The sequence below is a fragment of the Micromonospora aurantiaca ATCC 27029 genome, assembly GCF_000145235.1.
In the GTDB taxonomy this organism is placed as follows: Bacteria; Actinomycetota; Actinomycetes; order Mycobacteriales; family Micromonosporaceae; genus Micromonospora; species Micromonospora aurantiaca.
The window spans coordinates 1,290,078-1,304,891 of record NC_014391.1 but is presented as its reverse complement, the minus strand read 5'-3'; the positions used below and the strand labels follow the sequence as shown (position 1 = coordinate 1,304,891).

Sequence of the window (14,814 nt, the reverse complement as noted above, 5' to 3'; positions counted from 1 at the left end):
TGAGGAATGCCGTCCACCGCGCCACCCGAATCGGCCAGGACGCGGCCCGCCGGGCCGGAGTCGATCCGGGAGAGCCGGAAGGCCGGCGAGCCGGGAGACTGAGGCCCACCCGGAGGCCGGACCTCACCGCGAGGACCCGGGGCCGCCGCACGGAGGCCGGACCCCCACCGCGAGGGCCCGGGGCCGCCCGGATGTCCGGCCGGCCCCGTGGCGGCGTGCGGTCAGCGCAACGGACGCGCGCCTCAGCGCAGCGCGATCGCGGCCAGCGCTGCGTTGACGATGCTGCCGGGCAGCAGGTCGTGCAGCTCGTACAGCTCCCGGACACTGCCGGACTGGCCGAACTCGTCCACCCCGAGCGGCACCGCCGGAGCACCGACCGCCGAGCCGAGCCAGGCCATCGCGTGCGAGGCCGCGTCGTGCACGGTGACCACCGGCACCCGGTCGGCGAACGCCGACCGCAGCGCGCCTGGCACGCTCGGCACGGTTGCGGTCCGCACACCCTGTCGCAGCGTCCGCTGCCACGCCCGGTAGAGGCGGTCCAGGCTGGTCACGTCGACCACGTGCGCGGCCACGCCCTCCTCCGCCAGCTCCGCGGCGGCCGCGAGCACCTCCGGCAGCACCGCGCCGGAGGCGGCGAGCTGCACGACCGGGGCGTCAGCCAGATCGGGGTACGCCTGGTGCGCGTCGACGAGCCGGTACGCGCCGGCCACCACCTGCCGCCGCAGCACGGCGTCCCCGAGCCGCGCCCGGGCCGCCTCGAACGGCGCCTGGTCGATCGGCCGGGTGCTGAGCCGGAAGTAGTAGGCCCCGTCCTCGGCCGGCGCGGCTGTCGCGGCCGGAGCGGAGCCACCGGCGATCTGCCCGAGCGCGTCGCAGAGCAGCCAGTCGAGGCTGCCGGCGTACGCGGGCTCCAGGAACGTCACCCCCGGCAGCTCCAGGCCGACCGACGCGGTGATGGTGGACTGGTGCGCGCCGCCCTCCGGAGCCAGCGTGATGCCGGACGGGGTGCCTGCCACCACGAACCGGGAACCGGAGTACGTGCCGTACAGGAACGCGTCGAGACCGCGCAGCACGAACGGGTCGTAGACGGTGCCCACCGGCAGCAGCGGCTGGCCGGACAGGTCCCACGACAGGCCGAGCTGGCCGAGAAGCAGGAACAGGTTCATCTCCGAGATGCCCAGCTCGATGTGCTGCCCGGCGGGGCTCTCGGTCCAGCGCAGCATCCGGTCCTCGGTCCAGGAACGCTGCTCGGTCGGTGCGAAGACGCCCGTCTTGTTGATGAACCCGGCCAGGTTGGTCGAGGTGGCCACGTCCGGCGCGGTCGTCACCAGGTAGGGCGCAACCTGCGGATCGCGGGCCAGGTCGACCAGCACCCGGCCGAAGACCTCCTGGGTGGAGACGGGCTTGTTCGCGCGTACCCTCGTGGTCTCCGGAACGGTGACGCCCAGCGCCCGCTCGCGCGGCGCGCGGGACAGCGCCTCCCGGCGCTCGCCGGCCCGGATGCCGGCCGGTGTCGCCGGGTCGAGACGGTCCCACTCGGTCTCCGGGGTCAGGCCGTGCGCGGCGCGCAACGTGTCGACCTGCTCGGTGGTGAGCAGCGCCGAGTGGTTGCGTGGGTTGCCGGCGATCGGCAGGCCCCAGCCCTTGACCGTGTACGCGAAGACGACGCTGGGCCGGTCGGTGACGGCGTCGCACTGGGCGTAGGCGTCGAGCATGGCCTGCGCGTCGTGCCCGCCCAGGTCGGTGACGAGCGGGCCCAGCTCGTCGTCGCCGATGTCGGCGACGAACGCGGCCACCTCGGCTGGCGCGCCGTCCAGGAACTGCTTGCGCAGCGCCGGCCCGGCCAGCCCGAACAGCGACTGGTACTGCTCGTTGGGCATCCGGTCGATCCAGTCGCGCAGCGCCGCGCCGCCGGGCCGGGCGTACGCCTCGGCCAGCTTGCGGCCGTACTTGACCTCCACGACGTGCCAGCCGGCCGCCTCGAACTGGCCGCGCCACTGGTTGATCCGGATGCCGGGTACGACCCGGTCCAGCGACTGGCGGTTGAAGTCGACGAGCCACATCACGTTGCCGAGCCCGGTGGTTGCCGGGTCGGCGACCGCCTCCCAGATGTTGCCCTCGTCCAGCTCGGCGTCACCGATGATGGCGACGAACCGGGAGTGCGGGCGCGCGCCGAAGTGCGCGTCTACGTAGCGGCGGGTGACGGCGGCGAACAGCGGCGCGGCGGCGCCCAGGCCGACCGAGCCGGTGGAGAAGTCCACCTCGTCCGGGTCCTTGGTGCGTGACGGGTACGACTGGAGCCCACCGCGTGCCCGCAGCTTCGGCAGGTACGACCTGTCGAGGTTGCCGAGCAGGTACTGGATCGCGTGGAACACCGGCGAGGCGTGCGGCTTCACCGCCACCCGGTCCTCGGCGTCCAAGTGGTGGAACCAGAGCGCTGTCATCGCGGTGACCAGGGAGGCGCTTGACGCCTGGTGGCCGCCGACCTTTACCCCGTCACCGGTGTCGCGGTCGTGGTTGGCCGCGTCGACGATGCGGGTGGCGAGCCAGAGCACCCGGCGCTGGATCTCGCCGAGGACGTCGAGGTCGTGCTGGTTCACGGTGACTCCATCCGGGCGTCGCCGTTGACGCCCTGTCCGGGGAGGGGGTGGCGAGGCGTTAGGAAGGGCCCCTTCCCATGCACCAGGCGTTAAGAAGGGGCCCTTCCTTACAACACCTCAGGCGCCGAGGCGCGCCAGGATCAGCTCGCGGACGGTCTTCGCGTCCGCCTGGCCGCGGGTCGTCTTCATGACCGCACCGACCAGCGCGCCGGCCGCCGCGACCTTGCCGCTGCGGATCTTGTCGGCGACGTCCGGGTTGGCGGCGATCGCCTCGTCCACGGCGGCGGTGAGCGCGCCGGTGTCCGAGACGACCTCCAGGTTGCGGTTGGTCATGATCTCGGTCGGCGAGCCCTCGCCGGCCACCACGCCCTCCAGCACGGTACGGGCCAGCTTGTCGTTGAGCTTGCCGGCGTCGACGAGGCCCTGCAGCTCGGCGACCTGGGCCGGGGTGGCACCGACGTCGGCCAGCTCCACGCCAGTCTCGTTGGCGCGGCGGGACAGCTCGCCCAGCCACCACTTGCGGGCCGCGGCGGGGGGGGCGCCGGCGGCCACCGTCGCCTCGATCAGCTCGACCGCGCCGGCGTTGACCACCGACTGCATGTCGAGGTCGGACAGGCCCCAGTCCTGCTGGATCCGCTTGCGGCGCAGCCGCGGCAGCTCCGGCAGGGCGGCCTTCAGCTCGGCCACCCACGCGGTGTCCGGGGCGAGCGGCACCAGGTCCGGCTCCGGGAAGTACCGGTAGTCGGTGGCGGTCTCCTTGGACCGGCCCGACGTGGTGTCGCCGGTGTCCTCGTGGAAGTGCCGGGTCTCCTGCGTGATCCGGCCGCCGGCCTCCAGCACCGACGCCTGGCGCAGCATCTCCGAGCGCACCGCCCGCTCGACCGAACGCAGCGAGTTGACGTTCTTGGTCTCGGTGCGGGTGCCCCACTCCTCGCCCGGCCGGTTCAGCGACGTGTTGACGTCGCAGCGCAGCGAGCCCTCCTCCATCCGCACGTCGGAGACGCCGAGCGAGCGGATCACGTCACGCAGCTCGGTGACGTACGCGCGGGCGACCTCGGGCGCGAGCGCGCCGGTGCCCGGGATGGGCTTGGTGACGATCTCGACGAGCGGGATGCCGGCCCGGTTGTAGTCGACGAGCGATTCGGTGGCGCCGTGGATGCGACCGGTGGCGCCGCCGACGTGCAGCGTCTTGCCGGTGTCCTCCTCCAGGTGCACCCGCTCGATGCCGATGCGCACCAGCTCGCCGTTCACCTCGACGTCCAGGTAGCCGTCGAAGCACAGCGGCTCGTCGTACTGGCTGATCTGGAAGTTCTTCGGCATGTCCGGGTAGAAGTAGTTCTTCCGGGCGAACCGGCACCACTCGGCGATCGAGCAGTTCAACGCCAGCCCGATCCGGATGGTCGCCTCGATGGCGGCCTTGTTCGCCACCGGCAGCGAGCCGGGCAGGCCGAGGCAGACCGGGCAGACCCGGGTGTTCGGCTCGCCGCCGAAGTCGGTCGGGCAGCCGCACCACATCTTGGTGTTCGTGCCCAGCTCGACGTGGGTCTCCAGGCCGATCACCGGTTCGAAGCGCGCGACGACCTCGTCGTACGCGGGCAGTGTCGTCGTCATCTGAGCTCCAGGCGCGATCCGGACAGAACCGTTCCAGCCTAATCGGCTGGCCCGGCCACCCCGATGCCGGGCTTCGAGATCACCGCACGGCGGCCCGCCACGACGACCTGGCCCGGGCCGGGCGTCACTCGGGTGCGGTGAAGCTCCGCCGGCGGTTGTAGGCCAGCACGAGCAGGATGCCGCCGACGGAGAAGGCCACGACGCTCAACAGCAGCAGTACGAGCGGCGAACCCGGCCCGGTGATCGGCAGCCACGCGCCACTCACCTTCGACGGCGAGGGCGTCGGCTGGGGCGCCACGGTGCTGCTGCTCGCCGACGGCGTGGCGGCCGGATCGCTCGGCGTCGGCGTCGCAGTCGGGGCGGCCGGGGTGGGCGTCGAGCCGGTCGGGGTCGCCGTGGGGGTGGCCGGGGCCGGGGCGGCGACGGTCAGGGACACCTCAGTCGTGGCGCTGGTGCTGTATCCCTTCGCCGAGACGGTGAAGGTGAACGTGCCGGCGCTGCCCGGGGTGCCGCGGAGCCGGCCCTCCTCGTCGAGGGTGAGACCGCCCGGCAGGGCCCCGGCGGCCAGGGCGAACGCGATGTCCGAGTCACCGTCGGCGGTGAACCGGAACGAGTAGGGCTTACCGGCAGTGGCGGCGGGCGGTTCGCCGGAGGTGAACGCCGTCTTCGCCTCGGCGACGACGACTGTGGCGTTCTGCTCGTCGAAGCGGTCGTTCTTGTCGGTCATCCGCAACGTGAACGTGTACGTGCCGGGCGTCGTCGGCGCACCACCGAGCGACGTCCCGACCACGAGCATCCCCGGCGGCAGACCGCCCGACGTCACCGACAGCCGGTACGGCTCGGTGCCGCCTGTGGCCTCGACGGTGTGGATCGCGTACACCCGCCCGAGGTACATGGGCGACCGCGGCTTGCCGGACGTGATGACGACAGTCGGCTCGCGTACCTCGATGGTCGCCGTCTGCTCGTCGAAGAGGTCGTTCTGGTCGGTCATCCGCAACGTGAACGTGTACGTGCCGGGCGTCGTCGGCGCACCACCGAGCGACGTCCCCACCACGAGCATCCCCGGCGGCAGACCGCCCGACGTCACCGACAACCGGTACGGCTCGGTGCCACCTGCGGCCTCCACGGTGTGGATCGCGTAGACCTGCCCGATGACCATGACCGGCCGGGGCTTGCCCGAGGTGATGGTGACGGTCTCCGTGACGGCGGTGGCCGGTTGCGCGGTGGCGGGCTGCGCGGCGCCCAGCAGCAACGCCGCGACCATCGTCAGGGCCATGACCGGGCGAAGTGTCCCCATCGCACATCCAGCTCTCGGTCGGAACCGCTCGCGTCCGCCAGCGGGCCACAGTCCAGTCGATCCAGCAGACCCGGAGTTTATTCGACCAGTGCCAGTGACCCCGGGCAATCCACTGATCGGTGATCACCGTGTCGCCGCGACGACAGCCGCGCCCGGCGCGGTCGTGGTGACCGCACCGGGCGCGGGACGTCGTCCGGTACGGAGGCGGGCGGCCCGCCTCCGTACCCCTTGGTTCAGAGCGCCGGCGGGGTGAGCGTGCCGACGGCGTTCTCCAGCGCGGCGGCGACCCGGTACATCCGGTCGTCGGCCATGGTCGGCGCCATGATCTGGAAGCCGACCGGGAGCCCGTCGGACAGGCCGCACGGCACCGAGATGGCCGGGCCGCCGTACAGGTTCGTCGGGATGGTGAACAGGTCTGCCAGGTACATCTGGTACGGGTCGGCGGTACGCGACCCGATCGGGAACGCCACGAACGGCGTGGTCGGCGAGATCAGCGCGTCGACCTGCTCGAACGCACTGGTGAAGTCCCGCGTGATGAGCGTGCGGACCTTCTGCGCCTGGCCGTAGTAGGCGTCGTAGTAGCCCGAGGAGAGGGCGTACGTGCCGAGCATGATGCGGCGCTTGACCTCGGGGCCGAAGCCGGCCTCGCGGGTCAGCGACATGACCTCCTCCAGCGACCGGTTGCCGTCGTCGCCGACCCGCAGGCCGAACCGGACGCCGTCGAACCGGGCCAGGTTGGAGGAGCACTCGCTCGGCGCGATCAGGTAGTACGCCGGCAGCGCGTACTTGAAGTTCGGGCACGAGACCTCGACGATCTCGGCGCCCAGCTTCGCCAGCGCCTCGGCGGCGTCGCGGAACGCGGCCATCACGCCGGGCTCCGCGCCCTCACCGGTGAACTCGGTGACCACGCCGAGCTTCACGCCGGTCAGGTCGCCGGTGGCGCCGAGCCGCGCCGCGGCCACCACGTCCGGCACCGGAACCGGGATCGAGGTGGAGTCGCGCGGGTCGTGACCGCCGATCACCTGGTGGAGCAACGCGGCGTCGAGCACGGTACGCGCGCACGGGCCGGGTGTGTCCAGCGACGAGGAGAACGCGACCAGGCCGTAGCGGGAGGTGCCGCCGTAGGTGGGCTTCGCGCCGACCGTGCCGGTGACCGCACCGGGCTGGCGGATCGAGCCGCCGGTGTCCGAGCCGATCGACAGCGGCGCCTCGTACGCGGCCAGCGCCGCCGCGCTGCCACCACCGGAGCCGCCCGGGATCCGGTCGGTGTCCCACGGGTTACGGGTCGGCCCGTACGCCGAGTATTCGGTGGAGGAGCCCATCGCGAACTCGTCCATGTTGGTCTTGCCGAGCATCACCGTGCCGGCGTCGCGCAGCCGCTCGACGATCGTCGAGTCGTACGGCGGGCGCCAGCCCTCCAGGATCTTCGAACCGACAGTGGTCGGCACACCCTTGGTGGTCAGGACGTCCTTCACCGCGACCGGCACACCGGCGAGCGGGCCCAGCTCCGCACCGGCGGCGCGGCGCTCGTCCACGACGCGCGCGGCCGCGAGGGCCCCCTCGGTGTCGACGTGCAGGAACGCGTGCACCCGGTCGTCGACGGCACCGATGCGGTCCAGGTGGGCCCGGGTGACCTCGACAGCGGAGGTCTCGCCGCTCGCCACCAGTCCGGCGATCTCGACAGCACTGAGCTTCGTAAGGTCGCTCATGAGGCCACATCCTCGTCCAGGATCCGCGGTACGCGGAACCGCTGTTCCTCGGCGTCGGGGGCGCCCGACAGCGCCTCCTGCGGGGTCAGGCCGGGCCGCACCACGTCCTCGCGGAGCACGTTCGTCAGCGGCACGGAGTGGGACGTCGGCGGGATGTCCGCCGCGGCGACCTCGCCGACCTGCGCGACCGACTGGAGGATCACATCCAGCTGGCCGGCGAAGGTGTCCAGTTCCTCCTCCGTGACGGCGAGCCGCGACAGTCGCGCGAGGTGCGCGACCTCCTCGCGGGAGATGGCGGCCATCAGTGCCCCCTTCGTGGCTGTCCTGAGACGTCTGCGGTGGGCCGACCGCGCGTACGGGCGTGCTCGATGACGCGCGGTGACCGGAGCGAGTCTATTGTCCCGCCGTCACGACGACGCCTTCGACTCCCCCTCCGGCGCCGGACCGCTGCGGCTCCCCGCCTCCGCCGGGCGCACCGGACGGTAGCGGGACAGCCAGGCCACCAGGTCCTCGGCGGGCATCGGCCGGGCGTGGAACCAGCCCTGCGCCACGTCGCACCCGGCGGCGTGCAGCATCCGCCAGGTGCGCTCGTCCTCCACCCCCTCGGCCACCACCCGCAGCCCGAGCGCGCCGGCCAGCTCGATCGTCGAGCGGACGATCGCCGCGTCGTCCGGGTCGTCGGCCATTCCCAGGACGAACGACCGGTCCACCTTCACCTCGGACAGCGGGAGCCGGCGCAGGTGTTGAAGCGACGAGTAGCCGGTGCCGAAGTCGTCGAGCGCGATGCCGACGCCGATCCGGTGCAACTGGGTGATGCTGGCGAGCACCCGCCGCGGGTCGGCCATCAGCGCGCCCTCGGTGATCTCCACCTGGAGGCGCTCCGGCGGCACGCCGTACCGGGTCAGCCGGTCGGCGATCTGGTCGGCGATCTCACCGGTGTGCAGGTCACGGACGCTGACGTTGAGCGCGGCCCGCAGCGTGAGGCCGGCCGCCGACCACTTGGCGAGCTGCTCCACCACGTCGTCCACCACCCGGCGGGTGAGCAGCCGCATCACGGCGCTCTGCTCGGCGACCTGGATCAGCTCGCCCGGGTCGACCATGCCCCGGCGCGGGTGCCGCCAGCGCAGCAGCGCCTCGACGCCCACCACCTCGCCTGTCGCGATGGCGATTTGCGGCTGGTAGTACATGGTGATCTCGCCCGGGTGCCCGGCCTGCTCGTCCGGCCCGGCCACCGTGCTCCCGTCGGCGGTCGGCCCGATGACGCCCGGCGCACCGGTGCTCACGGCGGCCTCCGCGTCCTGGGTGACGTCGGCGTCGGCGGTCTCCGTCTCCGTCCCCGGCGCGAACTCCGCGTCACCTACCACGAGCGGACCCGCGACCGGTCCGGCGCCGGCCCGGGCGGCCCGGCGGCGGGTCGGGTCGGCGCCGGTGAGGATCCGCTCGATCAGGTCGTCGTGCCGCTCCTCGACGCGCTCGCGGCGCCGTCGCAGCCAGCGGTTCGCCCCGTCGCCGGACCGCCGGCCGCCGTCGCGCGCCGGCCGCTGGTTGCGGGCCGGGCGGTCGGCCCGCACCGGCAGCGCCGGGGTCAGGGCCGCGCCGTCACCCCCGCGTACGCCCACAGTCTCCCCGCCCTGCGCGGACGGGCCGGACTCCAGCACCCGGCGCAGGTCGGCCAGCAGGCTCAGGCGCTCGGCCGAGTTGTGGTCGGACTCCGGCGCGTAGACCGCCACCGTGTCGTTGCGGTGCTTCGCGTCGTACATGGCCACGTCGGCGTGGCGCATCAGGGTGGCGAAGTCCTCGCCGTGGTCGGGGTAGAGCGCGATGCCGATGGCGCCGCCCACGTCCAGCGGCAGCCCGTCCAGCGGCACCGGTTCGGCGAGCGCGGCGACCACCCGGTCGGCCCGCTCGCGAGCCTGGTCGATGTCGGTGAGCCGGGGTACGACGATGGCGAACTCGTCGCCGCCGAGCCGCGCCACCATGTCACCGGCGCCCACAGCGCCCGTCAGCCGGGCGCTCACCTCGACCAGCAGGCGGTCCCCTACCGCGTGCCCGAGCGCGTCGTTGACGTGCTTGAACCGGTCGAGGTCGAGCAGCAGCAGCGCCAGGTGCGCGTCCGGCGCGCCCCGGGCGGCCCGGTCGCCGTGCAGGTGCACCTGCTCGGCCACCTCGGTGAGCAGCGCCTTGCGGTTGGGCAGCCCGGTGAGCGGGTCCACGTCGGCGAGCTGTTCCCGTTCGGCGGAGAGCCGGGCCATCCGGTAGACGGCGAACAGCGGCACCAGCACCAGCGGGATCAGCGCCGCGCTGGCCCGGGCGGCGGCCACCAGCACCGGCGCGAGCAGCAGCAGCGAACCGGTGGCGAGCAGTTCGTAGGCCAGGCCGCTACGAACGCTCGGCCACCACCTGTCGCCGAAGCGCAACCGGACCGCGGAGCTGACCAGCCCGTAGTTGACCACGAACCAGGCGACCGTCGCGCCGCCCACCGCCGCCACGTCGGTCCAGTGCAGACGGCCGCCGTCGAACAGCTCACCCGGGCCCAGCCGGGTGACCGCGTACGCGGCGGCGAGTGCGCACGCGTACTGCGCGGCGTTGAAGCCGGTACGCCAGGGGGCGTACCCGAGCCGCCAGCCGCTGACCGCGACCGCCACGGCCTGCACCGCGACGGCCGGACCGAAGCCCCAGCCGAGCAGAATGGCGAAGGTGAAGCAGGTCGACGGGAACACCGCCGAGGTCTGCCGCCGGCCGGGCGGGACGAACGGGCGGGCGTCGCAGGCGACGGCGAGCGCCGCCATCGTCCAGAACGCGGCCGGCAGTTCACTCCATCTGTCGGCGAGCGCGATGAGCGGCCCGGCCGAGACCGCCAGGGCGACCACGCCGATCGCGCCGACGAAGCCGAAGAACGGCCCGCTCCGCCCGGGCGGGACGGAGTTACGCGGGTCGCCGGTCTCCATCGCACCTCCCGGGGAACGTCCTGGCGCGCGCCGTCACGCGTCGTACGCCAATGAAACGCCCTCCGAGGCGATTTCCCCGACACGACAGTCACGAATCGGTCGTAGTCGTAATTAACTTGGTATCCGCCGGACGATCGCTGTGACCAGCCTGTCAGTCCTCCACCCGGGCCACCTCGCGGGCCGCCTCCGGGCCGGAGTCGAGCAGCACCCGGAATCCGTCCTCGTCGAGGATCGGCAGTTTCAGGGTGGCGGCCTTGTCGGCCTTGGATCCGGGATTGTCGCCGACCACCACGAAACCGGTCTTCTTGGAGACCGAGCCGGTCACCTTGCCGCCCCGGACCTGGATCGCCTCGGCCGCCTGGTCGCGGCTGAACCCGCTCAGCGTGCCGGTGACCACCACCGTGATCCCGTCGAGCGGTCGCGGCCCCTCGTCGGCGGCCTCCTCGGCCATCCGTACGCCCGCCTCGGCCCACTTGCGCACCACGTCGCGGTGCCAGTCGACGGCGAACCACTCCTTGACGCTCGCCGCGATGGTCGGGCCGACGCCGTCCACCGAGGACAGCTCCTCCTCACCGGCGGCCTCGATCGCGGCGACCGAGCGGAAGTGCCGGGCGAGCGCCTGGGCGGCGGTCGGGCCGACGTGCCGGATGGACAGCGCCACCAGCACCCGCCACAGGTCGCGTTCCTTGGCCTCGGCGAGGTTGTCGAGCAGCTTGGTGGCGTTGCTGCCCAGGCTGCCGTCCTTGTTGACGAAGAACGGCGACCGGCTCAACTGCTCGGCGTCGAGCTGGAACAGGTCGCCCTCGTTGGTGATGATCTGGGCGTCCAGCAGCGCCGCCGCGCCCTTCTCGCCGAGCACCTCGATGTCGAGCACCTTGCGGCTGGCCAGGTAGAAGACCCGCTCGCGGATCTGACCGGGGCAGGCCCGCCCGTTGGGGCAGCGGATGTCGACGTCGCTCTCCTTGGCCGGCGCGAGCGGTGTGCCGCAGGCCGGGCAGGTGGTAGGCATGACGAACGGGCGGGCGTCGGCCGGGCGCAGCTCGACCACCGGGCCGAGCACCTCGGGGATCACGTCTCCGGCTTTGCGCAGCACCACCGTGTCGCCGATGAGCACACCCTTGCGTTCGACCTCGCGGGCGTTGTGCAGGGTGGCGTAGGCGACGGTGGAGCCGGCCACCCGCACCGGCTGGAGCACGGCGCGCGGGGTGACCCGGCCGGTGCGCCCGACCTCCACCTCGATGTCGAGCAGCTTGGTGTTGACCTCCTCCGGCGGGTATTTGAAGGCGATCGCCCAGCGGGGCGCGCGGCTGGTCGAGCCGAGGCGGCCCTGGATGGAGACCGGGTCGACCTTGACCACCACGCCGTCGATCTCGTGCTCGACGTCGTGCCGGTGCCTGCCGTAGTAGGCGATGTATTCCGCGACGCCGGCCAGGTCGTCCACCACCCGCCACCGGTCGCTGGTGGGCAGCCCCCAGGCCTTGAGCGCGGCGTACGACTCGGACTGCGCGGCCGGCCGGAACCCGGTGCGCGCGCCGACGCCGTGCACCACCAGGCGCAGCGGGCGGGAGGCGGTCACCCGGGGGTCCTTCTGCCGCAGGCTGCCGGCGGCGGCGTTGCGCGGGTTGGCGAACGGCGCCTTGCCCTGCTCGACCAGGCTCGCGTTCAGGTCGGCGAACGCGGCCACCGGGAAGTAGATCTCGCCGCGCACCTCGATCAGGTCGGGCACGTCGGGGAAGTCGCCGGCCGGGGTCAGCCGGGCCGGCACGCCCTTGATGCTGCGCACGTTGGCGGTGACGTCCTCGCCGGTGCGGCCGTCGCCCCGGGTGGCCGCGCGCACCAGCCGGCCCTTCTCGTAGGTGAGGTTGATGGCGAGCCCGTCGACCTTCAGCTCGCACAGGTAGGGCACCGGGCCGCCGGCGTCGCGCTCGACCCGCTCCGACCAGGCGGCCAGTTCCTCGTCGGCGAAGGCGTTGTCGAGCGAGAGCATCCGCTCGGCGTGCGTGACCGGCGTGAAGTCGGTGGAGAAGGTGCCGCCGACCCGCTGGGTGGGCGAGTCGGGGGTGCGCAACGCCGGGTATTCGGCCTCCAGCGCCTCCAGTTCCCGCAGCTGCTTGTCGAACTCCGCGTCGGTGACCGTCGGCGCGTCTAGCACGTAGTAGCGGTACTGGTGCTCGGTCAGCTCCTGGCTGAGCGTGGCGTGCCGCTCCCGGGCCGCCGGGGTCGGCTCGGCACCCGCCGCCGCGTCCTGGGCCGCGTCGACCGCTGGGGGAACCGCTTCTTCGGACACGCCGCCGCCTTCGGACACCGCTGTCGACCTCCCGTGTTCGTGCTACCCGAGAACCGTAGCGGTCGGCTGTGACAGTCGTCCGGCCACCCGCGCCGAGCAGGGCGAACGGACGCCCACCGCGCCACCCGGGCGGGTGGGGCCGGGCCGTGCGACGATCGGTCGGCGGTAGTGGGCCACAACGGTCGGAAGGCGGACGACGGATGCGCGACGGGGTGATCTGGGCGCTGGTGATCGCGGCCTGCGTCGCAGCCGGCTGGCTGTGGAACGACTGGCGCCGCCGGGCGGCCGAACGCGCCGGGACGCGCGACCGGGCCGACGGGAAGCGCGACCGGGCCGACGGACGGCGGCCGGGCACCGGGCGTGGCAGCCGCACCGGCGGACCGGACGGCGAACGCCGCGGCACGGAGCGGACCGGCGGTGGACGCCGCGGTGACCGGGCCGGCACCGGGCCACGGGGTGACCGCACCGCGACGCCGCCGAGGCCGCGGGGCGCCGGACGGACGAGCCGGGACGAGCCCCGGCCCGGGGATATCTGGTGGGCCGACGTGCCCTACGCCGACGGGACCGGTTCGAAGGTGCGTCCCTGTCTGGTGCTGCGCGTCGACGGCCGGGACGCCGAGGTCCTGAAGATCACCAGCCAGGACAAGTCGGACCGGGACGACCACCTGCCGATCCCGACCCGGGACTGGGATCCGGACGCCGACCACGACAGCTACCTCGACGTCAGCGAGCCGATCCCGGTGCCGCTGGACGCGTTCGCCGACCGGGCCGGCACCTGCGACCCGGACCTGTGGCGGGGCGTCCGCCGGCTGAGCCACCTCACCGGCTGAGCGAGCCGCCTCGCCCCGGCCTCACCCGGAAGGCGGGGTCACGCCGCCGGGCCCCGGCCGTCACGGGGTGAGCCGGCGCCGGGCGCCTCCCCGTCGAACGCGTCGGCGAGCGCGGTGAGCTGGCCGGCGTACTCGATCCGCCCCGCCCACCCGGCGGGCCAGGCGGCCGTGCCGTACGCGGCCCCGACGAACGCGCCGGCCAGCGCGGCGATGGAGTCCGAGTCACCGGCCGTGGTGGCGCCCCGGGCCAGCGCGCCGACCGGGTCGTCGGTGTGGCGCAGCGCGCAGAGCAGCGCGGTGGCCAGCGCCTCCTCGGCGATCCATCCCTCACCGGTGAACCGGCACGGGTCGCCGCCGTCGTCCGGGCGGGCCAGCGCCGCCTCCAGCCGGCCGAGCACGCGCAGGCAGTCGTCCCAGCCCTGGGCGACGAACTCGGCCGCGCTGCTCTCGCCGGGCCGCTGCCACAGGTCACCGAGCCAGTCTTCCCGGTAGACGGTGCGCTGCTCCCGGGCCCGCTCGGTAAGCAGGCCGGGCAGTTCCGGCAGCGCCGCGCCGTCGCGCAGCAGCCGGACCGCGTACGCGGTCAGCTCGCTCGCCGCCAGCCCGGTCGGGTGGCCGTGGGTCAGACCGGCCTGGAGCTGGGCCAGCCCGGCCATCGTGTCCAGGTCGACGTCGAGCAGCCCGACCGGGGTGACGCGCATGTTCGCGCCGCAGCCCTTGGAGCCGGCGACTGTGGCCTCCTGCCAGCGGGAGCCCCGGGCCAGCTCGGCGCAGGCCCGCAGGCAGGTCATGCCCGGGGCGCGGTTGTTCTCCGGGCTCACCGACCAGTCGACGAAGCGCTGCCGCAGCAGCGGCTCCACCACCTCGGCCGTGTACGCGGGCGCGTCGTGCAGCGCCCACGCCACGGCCAGCGCCATCTGCGTGTCGTCGGTGACCAGGGCCGGGTCGCCGGTCAGCTCGCGCGGACCGCCCGGACCGTAGCGCCGGACGATCTCGGTGACGGTGAGGAACTCGGTCGGCTTGCCCAGGGCATCGCCGTAGGCCAGGCCGAACAGCGAACCGGCGGCGCGGCCGGTGGCGGTGGAGGCGGTCACGGTGGCGATCATGCCCCCGCCGCGCAAGTGGCGGAAGATCAGTCCCAGCAGAGGCAAAACGGGTGGCCGACCGGGTCGGCGTAGACCCGGAAGCCCTCCCCCTCACCGGGGAGCCGCCGTGCGCCGAGCGCCAGCACCGCCTTCTCGGCCGCCTCGATGTCGTCGACGCTCACGTCGAGGTGGAACTGCTGCGGCCGGGCCGGGTCGGGCCAGTCGGGGGTGCGCAGGCCCGGTGCCCGCTGCAAGGCCACCCGCGGCTGGTGCCCGGGTGGGCCGCCGAGCACCACCCACTCGTCGCCGTCGGAGTTCTCCTCCACCACGGGCAGGCCGAGCAGCTCGGAGTAGAAGGCGGCGAGCGCGCGCGGATCGGGGCAGTCGATCACTGTGGAACGCAGTCGTCCAATCATGCCGGTCATCGTGCCCGGCGGGTACGACGGA

10 protein-coding genes are annotated in these 14,814 nt (G+C 73.4%); 1 reads left to right on the top strand and 9 read right to left on the bottom strand.

Annotated elements, in window-relative coordinates; all coding sequences use genetic code 11:
* Positions 1-242: 242 nt before the first annotated feature.
* The 7 genes from MICAU_RS06375 to ligA form a co-directional block, all read right to left on the bottom strand.
* Positions 243-2,600: a thiamine pyrophosphate-binding protein gene (locus MICAU_RS06375; protein WP_013284472.1), complete on the bottom strand. Its 2,358-nt coding sequence runs from the start codon at positions 2,598-2,600 to the stop codon at positions 243-245.
* Positions 2,601-2,717: 117 nt separating this feature from the next.
* Positions 2,718-4,211 (bottom strand): Asp-tRNA(Asn)/Glu-tRNA(Gln) amidotransferase subunit GatB, encoded by a 1,494-nt coding sequence (gene gatB / locus MICAU_RS06370; protein ID WP_013284471.1) that lies wholly within the window; start codon positions 4,209-4,211, stop codon positions 2,718-2,720.
* Positions 4,212-4,335: 124 nt separating this feature from the next.
* The gene (locus tag MICAU_RS06365) at positions 4,336-5,487 is read right to left on the bottom strand and encodes a putative Ig domain-containing protein (RefSeq protein WP_244879732.1); all 1,152 of its coding nucleotides are present in this window, start codon (positions 5,485-5,487) and stop codon (positions 4,336-4,338) included.
* Between the two features lie 254 nt (positions 5,488-5,741).
* Entirely contained in the window at positions 5,742-7,217 is a 1,476-nt protein-coding gene (gene gatA, locus MICAU_RS06360; protein ID WP_013284469.1) for an Asp-tRNA(Asn)/Glu-tRNA(Gln) amidotransferase subunit GatA, read from the bottom strand.
* Entirely contained in the window at positions 7,214-7,519 is a 306-nt protein-coding gene (gene gatC, locus MICAU_RS06355) for an Asp-tRNA(Asn)/Glu-tRNA(Gln) amidotransferase subunit GatC (protein WP_013284468.1), read from the bottom strand. The genes gatA and gatC overlap by 4 nt, the downstream gene beginning before the upstream one ends.
* Before the next feature lie 105 nt (positions 7,520-7,624).
* Positions 7,625-10,165 (bottom strand): putative bifunctional diguanylate cyclase/phosphodiesterase, encoded by a 2,541-nt coding sequence (locus tag MICAU_RS06350; protein WP_013284467.1) that lies wholly within the window; start codon positions 10,163-10,165, stop codon positions 7,625-7,627.
* A gap of 151 nt (positions 10,166-10,316) precedes the next feature.
* Complete coding sequence (gene ligA, locus MICAU_RS06345; protein ID WP_013284466.1) at positions 10,317-12,470, bottom strand: NAD-dependent DNA ligase LigA; 2,154 nt, start codon at positions 12,468-12,470, stop codon at positions 10,317-10,319.
* Between the two features lie 182 nt (positions 12,471-12,652).
* Between ligA and MICAU_RS06340 the strand changes: the two genes are divergently transcribed.
* A complete protein-coding gene (locus MICAU_RS06340; RefSeq protein ID WP_013284465.1) occupies positions 12,653-13,282 on the top strand; it encodes a type II toxin-antitoxin system PemK/MazF family toxin in 630 nt (209 codons plus the stop codon).
* A 38-nt stretch (positions 13,283-13,320) separates the two neighbouring features.
* On the opposite strand, the gene MICAU_RS06335 is transcribed toward MICAU_RS06340, so the two are convergent.
* Together MICAU_RS06335 and MICAU_RS06330 are read right to left on the bottom strand one after the other, a co-directional pair.
* Positions 13,321-14,388 (bottom strand): ADP-ribosylglycohydrolase family protein, encoded by a 1,068-nt coding sequence (locus MICAU_RS06335; protein WP_013284464.1) that lies wholly within the window; start codon positions 14,386-14,388, stop codon positions 13,321-13,323.
* Between the two features lie 26 nt (positions 14,389-14,414).
* Positions 14,415-14,783 carry a VOC family protein gene (locus MICAU_RS06330; protein WP_030270144.1) on the bottom strand — a complete coding sequence of 123 codons (369 nt, stop codon included), beginning with the start codon at positions 14,781-14,783 and terminating at the stop codon, positions 14,415-14,417.
* Positions 14,784-14,814: the final 31 nt, after the last annotated feature.